The following is a 16,069-nucleotide window of genomic DNA, read 5'->3' as shown; positions in this document are numbered from 1 at the left end:
ATCAGATATACGCCACCAGCGCACCCTTCATCTTTTTCAGTGCGACAGCTTCAATCTGGCGGATGCGCTCGGCAGAGACGCCGAATTCGTCGGCCAGCGTGTGCAGGGTGGCGCCAGAGCCATCGTCATTGGCAAGCCAGCGTGCTTCGACAATGCGACGCGAACGGGCGTCCAGCGTGCCCAGTGCCGTTTGCAGCCCTTCAGATTGCAGCCGGTCGGTTTGTTGCGCTTCCAGAACCTTGGTGGGCTCGGTAGTTTCCGAAGACAGATAGGCAATCGGCGCGAACTTGTCCTCGTCATCGTCGGTCTGTGGTTCGAGTGCAATATCGCGACCGGTCAGACGCGTTTCCATCTCGATGACTTCTTCGCGCTTGACATTCAAGGTTGCGGCTAGCGCATCGATCTGCTTCGGCGTCATCGCGCCCAGGCCTTCCTTGTGGCTGCGCAGATTGAAAAACAGCTTGCGTTGCGCCTTGGTAGTTGCAACCTTGACCAGCCGCCAGTTTTTCAGGATGTATTCATGCATTTCAGCCTTGATCCAGTGCATTGCATACGACACCAGCCGCACGCCTTGGTCGGGATCGAAGCGCTTGACCGCTTTCATCAAGCCGATATTGCCTTCCTGGATCAGGTCGGCGTGCGGCAGGCCGTAGCCCAGATAGCCGCGTGCAATCGATACCACAAGGCGCAAATGCGACAGCACCATATCCTGCGCTGCAGCCAGATCGTTTTGCTCGCGCAGACGGCGCGCCAGCGACATTTCTTCTTCGTGGCTTAACATAGGCAGGCGATTGACTGCCGAGATGTAAGCGTCGATATTGCCCAAGCTACCCGAAAATCCCAGCGCGAGTGCATTATTGCTATTGGCAACCAACGCTGGCGCGACAGACTGAGATTGAGTGGTTGGTACTTTCATTTTTCTCCTCACATTACTGATGGTGAAATTGCTTTGCGGCATGCCAAACAAGTTCTTTTGATATCTTAGCACTCTCTATAGGAGAGTGCTAAATTGGGTTTTAGTTGCATCGAGTGTCAATCTTTATTGCCAGTCAAACAGGTAATTACACAGTTAGAAAGTATAGAGACGAATTAGTTCTACTAATTGCGCAGCATCAAGATTTTATGGTCGGATTACGCTCCGTAAAAAAATCTCATAAATTATAAAAAGCGGAGTATATCGTTTTTATCTGCTTTTTCCGCAATGATATAAAACATCTTAAAAAATACATCATCCAGTATATTTTAAAGTGCTAAGGAAGTTGCGCCAAATGCCTGCGTACCGACAGGGTGGCTCCGAACAGGCCCAGCGCGGCGCTGATCGCCAGCAGCGACAGCGTGGTGGATAGATCCAGCGCAGTAAGGCGGAACTCCGATGCGTAGAGCCGGGCAAATTCTGTAATCGCTACGTTGAGCGGTTGCAGCGCCAGCGCCACCGCGCCCAGCGCCACCGCGCCGGCGCATACGCCGAGCAGTGCGCCGGTATAGTAAAACGGCCGATGAATGAAGGCGTCGGTGGCGCCGAGCAGGCGCGAGACCGCGATTTCTTCGCGTTGCGTCAGCACTTGCAGGCGCACTGTATTGAACACCACTGCCATCACCACCACGCCCAGCGTCACCGCCAGCAGCAGCAGGGCTAGCCGCATTATTTGCAGCATTGCTGCCAGCCGCTTGACCCAGTCCGAATCAACTTGCACCGTCTCGACGCCCGGCAACGCTTTCAGGCGCTCGGCCAGCGCATCGACTGCGCTAGCATCGGTATTCGACAGCCGGATGATGTAGGCGTCCGGCAATGGATTCTGGCCCAGTGTGGCCAGCGCATCGGCCAATCCGGTTTTTTCTTTGAGTGCGTCCAGCGCTTGCTCGCGCGGGACGAATTCGATCCGGGACTTTTTGCTGGTCGGCGGCAGCGTGTTGCGGATGCCGGATGCCAGTGCGCGCGCCTGTTCGGCCGGCGTGTTGGCCGCCAGAAAAAGACTGATTTCAGGTTCCACCGCCAGTTGCTGCGTGACCGGACGAATGTTTTCGAGCAAGGTCAGACCGGCGATCGGCAAGGCTAGCGCAATCGCCACCGCCAGCACGTTGAAGGCGAAACTGCCGGGTGTCCTGATAAGTTTGCGCAGCGCGTCAGTCAAGGCGAAACGATGTTCCCGCAGCCAGATTTTCATGCTGTTTCCTTGCGCCAGGTCTCGATTAATTGACCTTGGCGCAGGTAAATTACGCGTGTGGCGCTATCGAGAAATTGTTCATCGTGGGTCGAAATCAGGCAGGTCACGCCGGCGCTGTGAAACGCCTTGAGCGCTTCGAGCACCTGGTTGGCGCTGTCGCGGTCGAGGTTGGCGGTCGGCTCGTCGGCCAGAATCAGTTGTGGCCGGTTGACGATTGCGCGCGCGATCGCCGCACGTTGTTGTTCGCCACCGGACAGTGCTTGCGGCTCCGATTTGGCCCGGTCCAGCAGCCCGACCTTGTCCAGCGCCGCTAGTGCGCGCTTCTCGGCTTCTGCCGAAGATGCGCCGGTGACGATCAGCGGCAGCATCACGTTGGCCAGCACATGGCGGTCTTGCAGTAGTCGTTGTTGCTGAAAAATCAAGCCCAGATTGCGACGCAGATAAGGCAGTCCGGCGCGTTTAAGCTTGCCGATATCCTGGCCGTTGAGCGTGACCTGGCCGCTGCTCGGGCGCTCAATGGCGGCAAGCAGTTTGAGCAGGGTGGATTTGCCGGCCCCGGATGGGCCGGCCAAAAATACCAGTTCGCCTTTGGTGACTGTCAGGGTGATGTCGCTAAGTGCGGTGACGTCGTGCGCATAGCGTTTGGAAACGTGCTGGAACGCGATCATGGTTGTGCGCAGTGCCTGCTTGGGTGTTATTCGGAACTTACTTCGAATTTGCTTAGGATGTGATTCAGACAACGCTCAATCGAATATCGCATCGACGAATTCGCGGGCATCGAACGGTTGCAAGTCTTCAATCTTTTCGCCCACGCCGATGAAGTAAATCGGGATCGGGCGGTTTCTTGCCACCGCGGCGATGATGCCGCCCTTGGCGGTGCCGTCCAGCTTGGTCACCACCAAGCCGGTCAGGCCCAGCGCGTCGTCGAAAGCCTTGACCTGAGTCAGCGCGTTCTGGCCGGTATTGCCGTCGATCACCAGCAATATTTCGTGCGGTGCGCCCTCGCATCCCTTGCCGATCACCCGCTTGATTTTCTTCAGTTCTTCCATCAGATGCAACTGGGTTGGCAGCCGTCCGGCGGTATCGATCATCACCACATTGACGCTGCGTGCGCGTGCCGATTGCACCGCATCGAATGCGATGGCGGCCGGGTCGCCGGATTCTTGCGAAATCACGCTGACATTGTTGCGCTCGCCCCAGACTGCCAATTGCTCGCGTGCGGCGGCGCGGAAAGTATCGCCGGCGGCCAGCAACACCGACTGGCCGTGGGCCTGTAAATGCTTGGCCAATTTGCCGATGGTAGTGGTCTTGCCGGCCCCGTTGACGCCGGCGATCATCATCACCAACGGCTGATGGCGGCCGAGTTCGAACGGTTTTTGCAGCGGCGTCAGCATCTCGATCAAGAGCGCCCGCAAAGCAGTCTTGACCTGCGCGGCCTCGGTGAGTTTTTCGGTTTTGACTTTCTTTTTCAGCGCGTTAAGCAGGAACTGGGTCGCTTCCATGCCGGCGTCGGCCATCAGCAGCGCCGCTTCCAGTTCTTCATACAGGTCGTCGTTGATTTTGGCGCCGACGAACAGCATTGTCAGGTTGTTGGAGGTTTTCGACAGGCCGGATTTCAGGCGGGCCAACCAGGTGCGTTTTGCTTCCGGCTCGGTAGCTGACGCTATCGCTGGCACTGCAGCCAAACTGGCGCTAGCGACTGGCTCCGGTTCTAGCCTTGGTGCAGGCGGCGGCAATGTCTGCTCCCGGAGTTCAGCTACCGGCGGCACCTGGGGTATAGCGGCCTCGGGTTTTGGTTTTTTCTTGAAGAAACTAAACATGGGAATGGGGGTCTGTAGCGATGGAACATGCAAGGAGATACAATCAACCGCATTCTAACAGAGCAGACAACTATGAAATTTCGACTTCTTGTTTCAGCCGGGCTGCTGGCGCTGGCGCCAGTTTTCGCACTGGCACAGCCGGCGCAGGAATTCATGCTGAAAAACGGCATGAAAATCATCGTCAAGGAAGATCATCGGGCCCCGACCGCGGCGCAGATGGTGTGGTACAAAATCGGCGCGATGGATGAGTTCAATGGCACCACCGGTGTCGCGCACGCGCTGGAACACATGATGTTCAAGGGCACCAAAACCCTCAAGCCGGGCGAATTCAGCGAGCGAGTGGCGGCTTTGGGCGGGCGCGAAAATGCTTTCACCAGCAAGGATTACACTGCGTATTTCCAGCAAATCGGAAAGTCGAAGCTGGAAGCAGTGATGGCGCTGGAAGCCGACCGCATGGCTAATCTGGTGTTCGACAAGAAAGAGTTTGCGCAGGAAATCAGGGTCGTAATGGAAGAGCGCCGCCTGCGCACCGACGATCAGGCGATGGCGCTGGTGGGTGAAGCCCTGGACGCCGCAGCTTTCGTGGCGCATCCGTATCACCATCCGATTGTCGGCTGGATGGACGATTTGCAGCAGATGACGGTGCAGGACGCCAAAGCCTGGCATGACCGCTGGTATGCGCCGAATAATGCGACGCTGGTGGTCGCAGGCGATGTCGATGCGGCCAAAGTGGTCAAGCTGGCCGAAAAATATTTCGGCAAAATCCCCGCCAAGGTATTACCGGTACGCAAGCCGCAACTAGAACCGCTGCAACGCGGCATCAAGCGCGTGACCGTCAAGGCGCCGGCCGAAAATCCTTTCGTGGTGCTGGCCTTCAAGGTGCCGACCTTGCGCGATGTGGAAAAAGATGACGATGTGCATGCGCTCGATGTGCTGTCGGCGGTGCTCGACGGCTACGACAATGCGCGGCTGAATGCGCAGTTGGTACGTGCCGACAAGGTCGCCAACGCAGTCGGCGCCGGCTATTTCAGCAATGCCCGCGGCCCGGTACTGTTTACGCTGGAAGGTACGCCGAGCGCAGGCACCACCACGGTACAACTGGAAGCGCGCTTGCGCGCCGAAGTCGAGCGCATCGGCCGCGAAGGCGTGCCCGAAGCGGAACTCAAACGGGTCAAGACGCAACTGATTGCCGGCCAGATCTACAAACGCGATTCGGTGTTCGGACAGGCGATGGAAATCGGCATGATGGAAATGACCGGCGTGTCGTACAAGCAGATCGACCGCATCATCGAAAAACTGCGGGCGGTCACTTCGCAACAAGTGCAGGCGGTCGCACAACGCTATTTCATTGATGATGCGCTGACGGTGGCCACGCTGGAGCCGCTGCCGCTGTCGGAAAAACCGGCGCAGGCCACCGAAGTGAAGGGGCTGCGGCACTGACGTGCTAGCCCTGCAATAGACACGCATTGCTAAACGTCAGCCCGGATGGCATCGAGAAACTCACTGTGGCTGCAGTCTGCCCAGGATCGAAATGGTGCTTGCCGCGCACACTCCAACATGCAAAAAATTGAGAAAAATATGAAACGCATTTTATTTCCGATATGGGTCGCCATCAGTTTCGTGATTGGCACTGTTCCTGCCTACGCTGCGCTGCAAATCCAGAACTGGACGCTGGAAAATGGCGCGCGCGTGCTGTTTGTCGAAAACCACACGATCCCGATGCTCGATGTCAGCGTCGAGTTCGATGCCGGCGCACGCCGCGACCCGTCTGGCAAAGCCGGCCTGGCGGCATTCACCAACGGCATGCTGGCGCGCGGCGTGCTGGCGGTGGCAACTGAGCCGGCGCTGTCCGAGGCGCAAGTGTCTGACGCCTTCGCCGATACCGCAGCCCAACGCGGCGGTGCTGCCGGCAGCGAGCGCGCCGGCGTAAGTTTGCGCACCCTGTCCAGCCCGGCCGAGCGTGATGCCTCGCTGGCGCTGCTGGCGCGCCTGCTGGCGCAGCCGAGTTTTCCGGAGGACATCCTGGCCCGCGACAAGGCGCGCACCATCGCCCATCTGAAGGAGGAGCTGACCAAGCCGGAAGTGATTGCCGACAAGGCGTTCTGGAAGACCTTGTACGGCAATCATCCGTACGGACAGCAAGCCAGCGTCGATTCGGTCGCCACCATCAGCCGTGCCGATGTGCTGGAGTTTCATCGCAGCCATTACGTCGCCGACCGCGCGGTGATCGCACTGATCGGCGACATATCCCGGCCCGAAGCGGATGCGATTGCCCAGCAGTTGACGCAACGTTTGCCGCATAGCGCTGCTGCGCTGCCGGCAATGCCGGACGTGCCGCCAGCCCACGCAGAAGAATTGCGTATTCCGCATCCAGCCTCGCAAGCGCATATCCTGATCGGCGCGCCGGCGCTGCAACGCAGCGATCCGGATTACTTCACGCTGATGGTGGGCAATTACATTCTGGGCGGCGGCGGCTTCGTCTCGCGCCTGACCCGCGAAGTGCGCGAAAAGCGCGGTTTGTCGTACAGCATTTACAGTTATTTCAGCCCGATGGCGCAGCCCGGACCGTTCCAGATCGGCTTGCAGACCAGCAAGGCGCAGGCCGATGACGCACTGAAAGTGGTGCGCAGCACGCTGGACGCCTTCCTGCAAGATGGCCCGAGCCAGGCTGAACTGAAGGCCGCCAAGGACAACCTGGTCGGCGGTTTTGCCTTGCGCATCGACAATAACCGCAAGATTCTCGACAATATCGCCGCCATCGGTTATTACCGGTTGCCGCTGGATTACCTCGATACCTGGACTGCCAACATTGCCAAAGTTACGACGGCCGACATCCGGGCCGCATTCGCACGCAAAGTGGCGCTCGACAAACTGGTCACGGTGGTGGTTGGCGTAGATCAGCAAAAATAATTTGATACTGATCTACTGCTGTTACACACGGTGCATATAAGACATGAAAAGCATTGTCCACGAAAGACACGAAAAGCACGAAAGAATGCACAACAGCATCCTTTGGCAGCAGCAGAGAATTTTTTTCGTGTCTTTCGTGGACTGAATTTTTTGTATGTAATATTGTGATTGATTAAATATATACTCAATACCGTATTTATTTAATTGCATAGAATAATGCGGTAATTGCAGCATTTATTCATATACCCCTCATATTTAATATACATGCAGCCACAGAAAAAATATTCCGGCAAGACCAAACAAACTGCGCCGGGCCGCCCTCGCAGCGGTCCGGCGCAACAAGTGCGCATCATCGGCGGTCAGTGGAAACGCACGCCTCTCATGGTGCTGGACGCGGCAGGTCTGCGCCCGACTCCGGACCGGGTGCGCGAAACGGTATTCAACTGGCTGCATTTTTTGCTTAATGGCGGCTGGAGCCGGCTGCATTGTCTTGATTTGTTTGCCGGCACCGGCGCGCTCGGTTTCGAGGCGGCCAGTCGCGGCGCGGCCAGCGTCTTGATGGTGGAAGAACATACCCCCGCAGCGCAACAACTCCAGGCCACCAAGGACAAGCTGCAAGCTGCGCAAGTCAGTATTCTGCGCGGCGATGCGTTGTCAGTGGCGCACAAACTCGCCGGCAGCACGCCGGACGGCGCCCAGCGCTTCGACCTGATTTTCCTCGATCCGCCCTATGCGCAAGAATGGCTGGCGCGGATTTTGCCGCTGTGCGTACACTTATTGTCCGAAAACGGTATCATTTATGCCGAATCCGAGATCGCGCTAACGCAGGACAGCCCGCCGGAATGGCTGGCGCCGTGGCAGGTGATTCGGCAAGGAGAGGCGGGAATGGTGTTCTATCATTTGCTGCAGCGCAAGAATTAAGCACTAAGCAGTCCTGTTTGGCATGTTTTATGAGGCATAATGCGCGTTCAATTTGGTTGATATTTCGAGGGAAAGTCGATGGTTATTGCTGTATATCCGGGAACATTCGATCCGCTCACGCGCGGTCACGAAGATCTAGTGCGCCGTGCATCGAGCTTATTCAGTAAGCTGATTGTCGGGGTCGCCGACAGCAAAAACAAAAGTCCGTTTTTTGCTCTGGATGAGCGGCTGTCAATTGCCAACGAAGTGCTGGGCCATTATCCGAACGTGCAGGTCGAGAGTTTTTCCGGCTTGCTGAAGGATTTTGTGCGCCGCCACGATGCGCGCGTCATCGTGCGTGGTTTGCGCGCAGTGTCAGACTTTGAATACGAATTCCAGATGGCCGGCATGAATCGCTACCTGCTGCCGGATGTCGAAACCATGTTCCTGACGCCATCCGACCAGTACCAGTTCATTTCCGGCACCATCGTGCGCGAGATTGCGACCCTGGGCGGCGACGTCTCCAAGTTCGTTTTCCCTTCGGTCGAGAAATGGCTACAATCCAAATTAACGGAACAAAAGCAAGAGCCTGATTGAGTTTGGCTGAGTTTGATTGAGTCGCAGGCCGCTGCGGCGCAAGTCGAATTTCAGCGGTAAAAAGAGGTGTTTTATGGCTTTAATAATAACGGATGACTGTATCAACTGCGACGTGTGCGAGCCCGAGTGCCCGAACGAAGCGATTTACATGGGGCCGGAGATCTACGAGATCGACCCTGACAAATGCACCGAGTGCGTCGGCCATTACAAGGAGCCGCAATGCCAGCAAGTCTGCCCGGTAAGCTGCATCCCGTTCAACCCGGACCGGCGCGAGACCAAAGAGCAACTGCAAGCCAAGTATGAGCGGCTACAGGCGGAGTTGAAGGCAAGTTAAGCGCTTGCGGATTAAAAGTCAGCGCTTGCTGTGAAAAAAGGAGAGATTGAAAATCTCTCCTTTTTTCGTTTCAGTTCCGCACTGGCGCAGCGCCTGGTCAGGCCTTGACTTCATCAAACCGGAATCGCACTTCCTTATAGTTGCCGGCGATATATATCAGCAGCGCCCTGATGAAAATAATAACGCCCGCCATCTCGAGACTTTCCTCAATGGTTGAAATCATGTTGTAGGCCAAATTGTGTGTTCCATGCAATTCAGCGTAGCGCCCGCCGATAAGCTCGAAACCGATGGCTCCGCCGAGGTAGATGATTGCAGCTATCAGGAAAGTGAACCTCGTTTTCGCAGGGAGATGCAACAGGAATTTCAGGAAGTACAGTCCGAGAACCAGCACCAGTACGATGCCAGGAATGACCCAGGCGAAATGAAAGGCACCGAGATTGCCATCGCCCAACAGCGTGCGCATTGGTTCAACCAGCATTTCATGCAGGGTAACTGCTTCATCAACAGCCATGAGCAAGAATCCGAATGAAAGGATCGTCCAATGCAAAACGTGAGAAGCTTGCCGTTTTTTTTCCAATACGGTGATGACCGCCAGAAGCTGCGCCGCGAAGACCAGCAGAAACGTAGAGAAAAAGGCCGGGAGATTCAACTCAGTGCCGACGTTAAACAGCCGGACCAGCCCATACACCCGCTCATGCCCGGTCAGGTAAACCGTCAACTGTCCTGCAGTGCTGGCAAGAACTAGAAACAAAGCCACTACTCCCAAAACGCGAGCAATTGAAGACGGATTGAGTGATATTTGGTTGCTTGTCATCTAATATGGATTCTTCCTAAGTTGTTGTCGGGCCGAATGTTTATATGCCACAAAGCGACTGATAAGCCAGTGCGCTGACTGGCAACACATTTCGGCACTTCCCCCCCAAAAAAGCCAGATACTGCTTCGATTTCAGGAAACGGCGCGATTATACTTCAGATAACAAACCGTAAATCCGACACGGGAAATTGTTACAGAAAATCAAAATGCCAGCGTAATTTCGACTTCCTGCCCCTGTCGCACAATCTGACCTTTTCCCTGTTGCAGGATCACATTCATGCCGAACGTGATGCCGCCATCGACCTTGGGATTGGCGCGATAGCTGCGCAAGATGTCCAGCGGATCTGGGCCGACAATGCCGGTGGCCTGATCGACCGACGGTATCGGGCAGCGCGCACAGGGTTTTACCGGTTTTAATGTAGCCTCGCCAATGCGCAGACTTTCGATGTAATCTTCCTCAAACGCTTCCACGCCATCAATCACGAGATTCGGGCGAAAGCGGTTCATCGGCAGTGGCGCGCGATCCTGCGCAGCCAGTTTCTGGTTCAGGTCGGCCAGCGATGCTTGCGAGATCAGCAGGAATGGATAACCATCCGAAAACAGCGCCGGCACATCGGCATGTGCGGTCCAGCGGGTGTTCGTGACGCGGCTGGCGTGCGGATGAAAGCGCACCAACCGGCACGGCACCTCCAATACCTGCGAAAACCAGCGCGCCGTAACGGCGTCGCAATCGTAGGCCGTCAGCGTATCGTCCCAGACCCGCACGGTAATGGTCGGCGCATGTTCCGTGTCGGGCAGATCGAGCGGAATCTCCAGCTCCAGCATCCCGGGCGCGCGCAGTTTCAGTTGATCGGCATAGATGCGCGGCGTAATCCGCGCCAGCGCCGGATGTTCGCGTTGCGTCATGAAGTTGCCCTGCATATCCACTACCATCCATTCGCGGTCGTAGATGAAGTCGTGCATCAGGCCGGCAGGCGTCAAGGTCGCCTCGGTCAATGCAATCGCGCCGCAGGATTTGATTGGGTAGAAATTTAGTGCGGTCAGTGTCGCCATGGTGCTATTAGATTTCATTAGATTTTTTGCTGGTTGTTTTCAGCTTATGAATGAATCAAGCCGGATATCGAATTCCTGCAAGGCCTTTTGCGCTCCCTGCATTTTCTGGCGGAATTCCGGCCCGCGTTTCAGCGCCAGGCCCACCGCCAGAATGTCAATCACGACCAGGTGCGCCAATCGTGCGGAGATCGGCGTATAGGGATCGATATTGAAGCTGATGTCGATCGGAATCAGCACCGTTGCCAGTGCGGCAAGCGGCGTACCGCTGGGGGCCAGTGCGATGATGCTGGCGCCGCCTTTGCGCGCCAATTCCACGCTGTGCAGCAGGGCAGTGCTGTTGCCGCGTTGCGAAATCGCGACCACGGTATCGCCTTCTTTCAGCAGCGTGGCCGCGATGCTATGAATGTGCGGGTCGGCATAGGCGACGGTCGGTACGCCGGAGCGGAAAAACTTATGCTGGGCATCGGCGGCGACAATGCCGGAGCTGCCTTGACCATAAAATTCTATCTTGTTGGATTGCACCAAAATATCCAGCGCGCGCTGAATCGTCTCCGGCTTCAGATGGTTCCTCAAGTCGAGCAAAGTGTGGATCGAGCGGCTGCAAATCTTGTTGACGAGATCGGCCGCAAGATCATCCTGCGCTAGCGATTCGGGCGCCCCCGACATTGCCAGCGCAATGTTTTGCGCCAGCTTGAGCTTGAATGCATGCCAGCCATCGTAGCCAAGCGAGCGGCAGAAACGCACCACTGTCGGTTCCGATACTTGTGCGTTTTTGGCCAGCGCCGTAATGTTTTCGGCGACCGTGGTTTCCGGATGTGCAAGTATCGCGAGCGCGACTTTTTTCTCCGATTTGGAGAGTGCGCCGAGTTGCGTTCGTATCGATTCAAGCAGCATGTTGTTCTTTCAGGATTGCGGCAAGACTTCTTCGCGCCACTGCAGGCTATTGCGGCCGATCAAGGCGCTGGCAGCAGGAGGCCCCCAAGTGCCGGCAGTATACGGAAGCGGCTCGGTTTCGTTCTGCTCCCAGTAGTTCAGGACCGGTTCGATCCATTCCCATGCCGCCTCCAGTTCATCGCCGCGCATGAACAGCGTGAGCTGGCCGCGCAATACATCCAGCAGCAAACGCTCATAAGCTTCCATGCGCGGTGCGCGGAAGGTTTCGAGGAAATCCATCTCCAGTTCAACCGGCTTCAAGCGCATGCTGTCGCCGGGTGTTTTAGCCATCAAATGCAGCGTAAGTCCTTCATCCGGCTGGAGTCGGATGACCAGGCAGTTTGGCTGAAAACTGCTGCTGGCCTGGGCAAAAATCGAATGGGGAATCGACTTGAAACGCACCACGATTTCCGCCAGGCGGTCGGGCATGCGCTTTCCTGTTCTTAAATAAAACGGCACGCCGGCCCAGCGCCAACTATCGATTTCCGTTTTCAAGGCAACGAAGCTTTCGGTGCGTGAATGCGGATCGGCCCCGTCTTCCTCGCGATAACCGGGCACCGCAACGCCTTCAATGTAACCGGCGCGGTATTGGCCACGGACCACATCTTGCGCCAGCGTGGTCGGCGTAAAGCGGCGCAGGGAATGCAGCACCTGGAGTTTGGCGTCGCGCACCGCATCGGGGGCAATCGAGGTTGGCGGCTCCATGGCGACGATGCATAGCAGTTGCAGCAAATGGTTTTGCAGCATGTCGCGCAATGCGCCGGAAGTATCGTAATAACCCATCCGAGTGCCCACGCCCAAATCTTCGGCGATGGTGATTTGCACGTCGGAAATCCATTCGCGTCGCCATAGCGGCTCGAACAGTACATTGCCGAAACGCAGTGCCAGTAGGTTCTGTACCGTTTCCTTGCCCAGGTAATGATCGATGCGAAATATCTGCGACTCCGAGAACACGCAGCCGACTTCAGCATTAATCTGTTTGGCGCTGGCCAGGTCGCGACCCAGCGGTTTTTCCAGGACCACGCGGGAGTTTTTATGCACCAATCCGGATGCGGCAAGATTGCTGCAAATCTTGGAAAACAGGCCCGGTGGCGTAGCCAGGTAATACACGCGCGTGATCGCTGCATCGTCACGTAGCGCCGCAACCAGCGCTGGATAACTGCCGAGGTCGTCGGCGTCCAGGCGCACATAGACGACACGGTTCAGGAATGCCTGCCAGGATGCTGCGTCAGGAGCATTTTTGAGATGGATCTTTGCATTCTTGTCGATTTCATGGTGGAAATCTTCCTGCTTCCAGTCATTGCGGCCGATGCAAATAATGCGTGCGGTGTCCGGAAAGCTGCCGGCAAGACCGCATGAAAACAAGGCGGGGAGCAATTTTCGCATCGCCAGATCACCGCTGCCGCCAAACAGGACAAAGTCGAAATCGTTAAGAGTCATTTTATGGTTTGCGTAAATTAATCGGATCAAGCGTTTTTAAAAAGTGTTTTGAATTTATTCGATATAAGCATGTTCAGGCAGGCCCGGCACCTCCACGCGCATCGACAGCAGGCAGCCGGACCATGGATATTCTGCCAGTTCTGCCGCAGCACGATTGTGCCGCGCGCTGGTGATATACAAGGTGCGTAAATCCGCGCCGCCAAAAGCGATCATGGTCGGACAGCGCAAGGGGAGCGGGATTTCGCGCAGGATGTCGCCTTCCGGCGACAGTCGCAGCAGGCGTCCGCCGTCAAACATCGCGCACCAATAAGCGCCTTCGCTATCGACTGCGGCACCGTCGGGGCGGCCGCCGTAATTGTGCAGCTTGTCGCTGGAGAATTGCCTGAAAACCTGCGGCGCGCTGGCCGCACCGTGTTCCAGGTCGAATGCATAACGGCGTATCAAATGTGCGGTAGTGTCGGCGTGATACAGCGTGCGGTTATCCGGGCTGAATGCCAGGCCGTTCGATACCGTGACGCCGCTCCAATGCGTATGTATTCTGCCTTGATCGAGGCAATACATGGCGCCCAATTGCCGGTCGCGTGGCTCATACAGCGAGCCGGCCCAGAAGCGTCCTGCCGCATCGCAACGCCCATCGTTGAAGCGCGTCGTCGCTGTGTCGTAAGGCGCGGCTGCTATTGCCTGCAATGTGCCGTCGTCCGTGTTCAGATGGAAGAATCCGCTGCGCAACGCGACAATCAATCCGCCCGTCGCATTGCGTGCAATGCAACCTGGCTCGGCCGGCATCTGCCAACTGTTGTGCGCGCCAGTTGCCGGATGCAGCCGGTGCACCGCATATCCGTCGATGTCGACCCAGTACAACGCCGCCTCAATCGGATGCCAGAGCGGGCATTCGCCGACTTGCATCGGCTGGTCAAACGCGACCTGAATAGAATTCATCGAAATAGGGGGGGGAATAGTGGTGAGAAATTAAACTATACAGGAATTTTAGGTAAATATACTACATGCAATATGCATTGATTTAATGTATTGCCCCAGTACTTTACTTATATTTCAGAACGTTTAATGGTAATTATTGGCAGTCAATCGTCGCATGCTTATTGCGCATTTGTTGAAGATTCATTGCGCTATTTTGTAGTAATATTACGCAATCAGAAATTTAAGGATCGCATCATGTCACTTCATCCTGTTGTATCTGTTGTCACCGAGCGCATCATTGCGCGCAGCGCGCCTTATCGTGCGGCCTATCTGGATCGGCTGGAAGCAGCGCGCCTGGAAACTGTCCAGCGCAGCAGTTTGTCATGCACTAATCTGGCGCATGGCTTTGCCGCGTTCCCGGCCAACGACAAGCTGGTGCTGAAACAGCAGAAAAAGCCTTCGGTAGCGATCGTGTCTGCCTATAACGACATGCTGTCGGCACATCAGCCTTTCGAACGCTTTCCGCAACTGATCAAGGATGCGGTGCGTGCTGCCGGCGGGGTGGCGCAATTTGCCGGCGGCACGCCGGCGATGTGCGATGGCGTCACGCAAGGGCAGCCCGGCATGGAACTCTCTTTATTCTCGCGCGATACGATTGCGATGGCGACCGCGATTGCGCTGTCGCACAACATGTTCGATGCGGTGGTGTACCTCGGCGTGTGCGACAAAATCGTTCCTGGACTGCTGATCGGCGCGCTGCATTTCGGCCATTTGCCGGCGGTGTTCATCCCGGCCGGACCGATGACTTCCGGCATGTCGAATCCGGAAAAGGCCCGCATTCGCCAACTGTACGCACAAGGCAAAGTCGACCGCGAGGCGCTGCTGGAAGCCGAGTCGCAGTCATATCACGCAGCCGGCACCTGCACTTTTTACGGCACCGCCAACAGCAATCAACTCTTGATGGACGTGATGGGTTTGCACTTGCCGGGCGCTGCTTTTATCACGCCGAATACGCCTTTGCGCGATGCGCTGACGGTGGCCGCTGCGCAGCGTGCGGTGGAGATTGCCGAACACGGCAAGGAGTACACGCCGGTAGGGCGTTTGGTGGATGAAAAATCGATTGTGAACGCCATCATCGGCTTGCTGGCAACCGGCGGATCGACCAATCACACATTGCATCTGGTGGCCATCGCGAAAGCGGCCGGCATCGTGATCGACTGGAATGACTTTGACCAGTTGTCGTCCGTGATTCCGATGCTGACCCGAATTTATCCCAACGGCGACGCCGATATCAACCATTTCCACGCCGCTGGCGGCACCGGTTTCGTGATCCGCGAATTGCTGGATGCGGGTTTGTTGCACGACGATGTGACGACGATATTGGGTCATGGCTTGCGGGCTCATTGCAGCGAGCCATTCCTGCAGCCAGATCAAACGGCGATGTGGAAACCTGCCGCAACTGTCAGCGGCGATCAGGAGGTGTTGCGCGCCATTGATCAACCGTTTTCCAGCGATGGCGGCATCAAACTGGTGTCCGGCAATCTCGGCCGTGCGGTGATGAAAGTGTCCGCAGTCAAGCCGCAGCATCGCTCGGTGGAAGCGCCTGCAATCGTGTTCGATTCGCAGGAAGCGTTCATGCATGCTTACAAGGCAGGCCAACTGGATCGTGATTTTGTCGCGGTGCTGCGCTTTCAGGGACCGCGCGCCAATGGCATGCCGGAACTGCATGCGCTGACGCCGGCGCTGGCAAATTTGCAGGATGCCGGCCGCCATGTCGCGCTGGTAACCGACGGCCGCATGTCTGGTGCATCGGGCAAAGTGCCGGCCGTAATCCACGTCACGCCCGAAGTGCTGGCTGGCGGTCCGCTGGGCCGCGTTATGAATGGCGACATCATCCGCATCGACGCCGAAAACGGCGTGCTGGAGGCGCTGGTGCCAGCCGAACAATGGGCTGCGCGGGCTCAAGCCAGTGCGGATTTATCGGCGAATCATATCGGCATGGGGCGCGAGTTGTTCAGCATGTTCCGTGCCGCGGTGAGTGCAGCAGAGGAGGGCGCAACCACCTTCGGCTTGCCGATTCCATTGCCGCTGCCATTGCTGCAAGTTGCCAGTGAACATAAGCCCGACGTGCTGGACGCCGAACCATTCAACGATGAAGATCACCTGATCAAAAAACCAATATGAA

The 16,069-nt window shown here is 56.7% G+C and carries 15 protein-coding genes; 6 read left to right on the top strand and 9 right to left on the bottom strand.

The window, feature by feature from the left end; all coding sequences use genetic code 11:
* Position 1: 1 nt before the first annotated feature.
* The 4 genes from rpoH to ftsY all read right to left on the bottom strand — a co-directional run bounded on the left by rpoH (position 2) and on the right by ftsY (position 3,985).
* On the bottom strand, positions 2–916 hold the full coding sequence (gene rpoH, locus KGFNPO_RS13340; protein WP_472613436.1) for an RNA polymerase sigma factor RpoH: 915 nt from the start codon (positions 914–916) through the stop codon (positions 2–4).
* 334 nt (positions 917–1,250) lie between these two features.
* Positions 1,251–2,165, bottom strand: a complete 915-nt coding sequence (gene ftsX, locus KGFNPO_RS13335) for a permease-like cell division protein FtsX (protein ID WP_472631735.1) — start codon at positions 2,163–2,165, stop codon at positions 1,251–1,253.
* A complete protein-coding gene (locus KGFNPO_RS13330) occupies positions 2,162–2,833 on the bottom strand; it encodes a cell division ATP-binding protein FtsE (RefSeq protein ID WP_472631734.1) in 672 nt (223 codons plus the stop codon). Before KGFNPO_RS13330 ends, ftsX begins: the two co-directional genes overlap by 4 nt.
* Positions 2,834–2,908: 75 nt before the next feature.
* Entirely contained in the window at positions 2,909–3,985 is a 1,077-nt protein-coding gene (gene ftsY / locus KGFNPO_RS13325) for a signal recognition particle-docking protein FtsY (protein WP_472631733.1), read from the bottom strand.
* 72 nt (positions 3,986–4,057) lie between these two features.
* Between ftsY and KGFNPO_RS13320 the strand changes: the two genes are divergently transcribed.
* From KGFNPO_RS13320 to KGFNPO_RS13300, 5 genes are all read left to right on the top strand, one after another.
* A complete protein-coding gene (locus tag KGFNPO_RS13320; protein ID WP_472631732.1) occupies positions 4,058–5,425 on the top strand; it encodes a M16 family metallopeptidase in 1,368 nt (455 codons plus the stop codon).
* Positions 5,426–5,563: 138 nt separating this feature from the next.
* Positions 5,564–6,895, top strand: coding sequence for a M16 family metallopeptidase (locus tag KGFNPO_RS13315; protein WP_472631731.1), 1,332 nt, complete (start codon positions 5,564–5,566; stop codon positions 6,893–6,895).
* Between the two features lie 264 nt (positions 6,896–7,159).
* The gene (gene rsmD / locus KGFNPO_RS13310) at positions 7,160–7,816 is read left to right on the top strand and encodes a 16S rRNA (guanine(966)-N(2))-methyltransferase RsmD (protein WP_472631730.1); all 657 of its coding nucleotides are present in this window, start codon (positions 7,160–7,162) and stop codon (positions 7,814–7,816) included.
* A 78-nt stretch (positions 7,817–7,894) separates the two neighbouring features.
* Complete coding sequence (gene coaD, locus KGFNPO_RS13305) at positions 7,895–8,392, top strand: pantetheine-phosphate adenylyltransferase (RefSeq protein ID WP_472631729.1); 498 nt, start codon at positions 7,895–7,897, stop codon at positions 8,390–8,392.
* A 73-nt stretch (positions 8,393–8,465) separates the two neighbouring features.
* Complete coding sequence (locus KGFNPO_RS13300; RefSeq protein WP_472631728.1) at positions 8,466–8,726, top strand: YfhL family 4Fe-4S dicluster ferredoxin; 261 nt, start codon at positions 8,466–8,468, stop codon at positions 8,724–8,726.
* Between the two features lie 97 nt (positions 8,727–8,823).
* On the opposite strand, the gene KGFNPO_RS13295 is transcribed toward KGFNPO_RS13300, so the two are convergent.
* The 5 genes from KGFNPO_RS13295 to KGFNPO_RS13275 form a co-directional block, all read right to left on the bottom strand.
* The gene (locus KGFNPO_RS13295) at positions 8,824–9,540 is read right to left on the bottom strand and encodes a hypothetical protein (RefSeq protein ID WP_472631727.1); all 717 of its coding nucleotides are present in this window, start codon (positions 9,538–9,540) and stop codon (positions 8,824–8,826) included.
* Positions 9,541–9,741: 201 nt separating this feature from the next.
* Positions 9,742–10,593, bottom strand: coding sequence for an MOSC domain-containing protein (locus KGFNPO_RS13290; protein ID WP_472634479.1), 852 nt, complete (start codon positions 10,591–10,593; stop codon positions 9,742–9,744).
* Positions 10,594–10,632: 39 nt separating this feature from the next.
* Entirely contained in the window at positions 10,633–11,487 is an 855-nt protein-coding gene (locus tag KGFNPO_RS13285) for an SIS domain-containing protein (protein ID WP_472631726.1), read from the bottom strand.
* 9 nt (positions 11,488–11,496) lie between these two features.
* Positions 11,497–12,966, bottom strand: coding sequence for a glucose-6-phosphate dehydrogenase (gene zwf / locus KGFNPO_RS13280; RefSeq protein ID WP_472631725.1), 1,470 nt, complete (start codon positions 12,964–12,966; stop codon positions 11,497–11,499).
* A 54-nt stretch (positions 12,967–13,020) separates the two neighbouring features.
* Positions 13,021–13,905, bottom strand: a complete 885-nt coding sequence (locus tag KGFNPO_RS13275) for an SMP-30/gluconolactonase/LRE family protein (RefSeq protein WP_472631724.1) — start codon at positions 13,903–13,905, stop codon at positions 13,021–13,023.
* Positions 13,906–14,139: 234 nt separating this feature from the next.
* On the opposite strand from KGFNPO_RS13275, the gene edd reads away from it, so the two are divergent.
* Complete coding sequence (edd, locus tag KGFNPO_RS13270; protein WP_472631723.1) at positions 14,140–16,068, top strand: phosphogluconate dehydratase; 1,929 nt, start codon at positions 14,140–14,142, stop codon at positions 16,066–16,068.
* Position 16,069 lies beyond the last annotated feature (1 nt).

Source organism: Gelidimonas diazotrophica (assembly GCF_055694025.1).
Note: the sequence above shows the minus strand (reverse complement) of the source record. Positions and strands in the feature narration are given on the sequence as shown.

What these genes read in the sequence shown, in the direction of transcription:
- rsmD (WP_472631730.1), top strand. Translation starts at nt 7,160, where the DNA reads ATGCAGCCACAGAAAAAATATTCCGGCAAGACCAAACAAACTGCGCCG.
- KGFNPO_RS13290 (WP_472634479.1), bottom strand. Translation starts at nt 10,593, where the DNA reads ATGGCGACACTGACCGCACTAAATTTCTACCCAATCAAATCCTGCGGC.
- coaD (WP_472631729.1), top strand. Translation starts at nt 7,895, where the DNA reads ATGGTTATTGCTGTATATCCGGGAACATTCGATCCGCTCACGCGCGGT.
- KGFNPO_RS13320 (WP_472631732.1), top strand. Translation starts at nt 4,058, where the DNA reads ATGAAATTTCGACTTCTTGTTTCAGCCGGGCTGCTGGCGCTGGCGCCA.
- KGFNPO_RS13315 (WP_472631731.1), top strand. Translation starts at nt 5,564, where the DNA reads ATGAAACGCATTTTATTTCCGATATGGGTCGCCATCAGTTTCGTGATT.
- edd (WP_472631723.1), top strand. Translation starts at nt 14,140, where the DNA reads ATGTCACTTCATCCTGTTGTATCTGTTGTCACCGAGCGCATCATTGCG.
- rpoH (WP_472613436.1), bottom strand. Translation starts at nt 916, where the DNA reads ATGAAAGTACCAACCACTCAATCTCAGTCTGTCGCGCCAGCGTTGGTT.
- ftsX (WP_472631735.1), bottom strand. Translation starts at nt 2,165, where the DNA reads ATGAAAATCTGGCTGCGGGAACATCGTTTCGCCTTGACTGACGCGCTG.
- KGFNPO_RS13285 (WP_472631726.1), bottom strand. Translation starts at nt 11,487, where the DNA reads ATGCTGCTTGAATCGATACGAACGCAACTCGGCGCACTCTCCAAATCG.
- KGFNPO_RS13300 (WP_472631728.1), top strand. Translation starts at nt 8,466, where the DNA reads ATGGCTTTAATAATAACGGATGACTGTATCAACTGCGACGTGTGCGAG.
- ftsY (WP_472631733.1), bottom strand. Translation starts at nt 3,985, where the DNA reads ATGTTTAGTTTCTTCAAGAAAAAACCAAAACCCGAGGCCGCTATACCC.
- KGFNPO_RS13295 (WP_472631727.1), bottom strand. Translation starts at nt 9,540, where the DNA reads ATGACAAGCAACCAAATATCACTCAATCCGTCTTCAATTGCTCGCGTT.
- KGFNPO_RS13330 (WP_472631734.1), bottom strand. Translation starts at nt 2,833, where the DNA reads ATGATCGCGTTCCAGCACGTTTCCAAACGCTATGCGCACGACGTCACC.
- KGFNPO_RS13275 (WP_472631724.1), bottom strand. Translation starts at nt 13,905, where the DNA reads ATGAATTCTATTCAGGTCGCGTTTGACCAGCCGATGCAAGTCGGCGAA.
- zwf (WP_472631725.1), bottom strand. Translation starts at nt 12,966, where the DNA reads ATGACTCTTAACGATTTCGACTTTGTCCTGTTTGGCGGCAGCGGTGAT.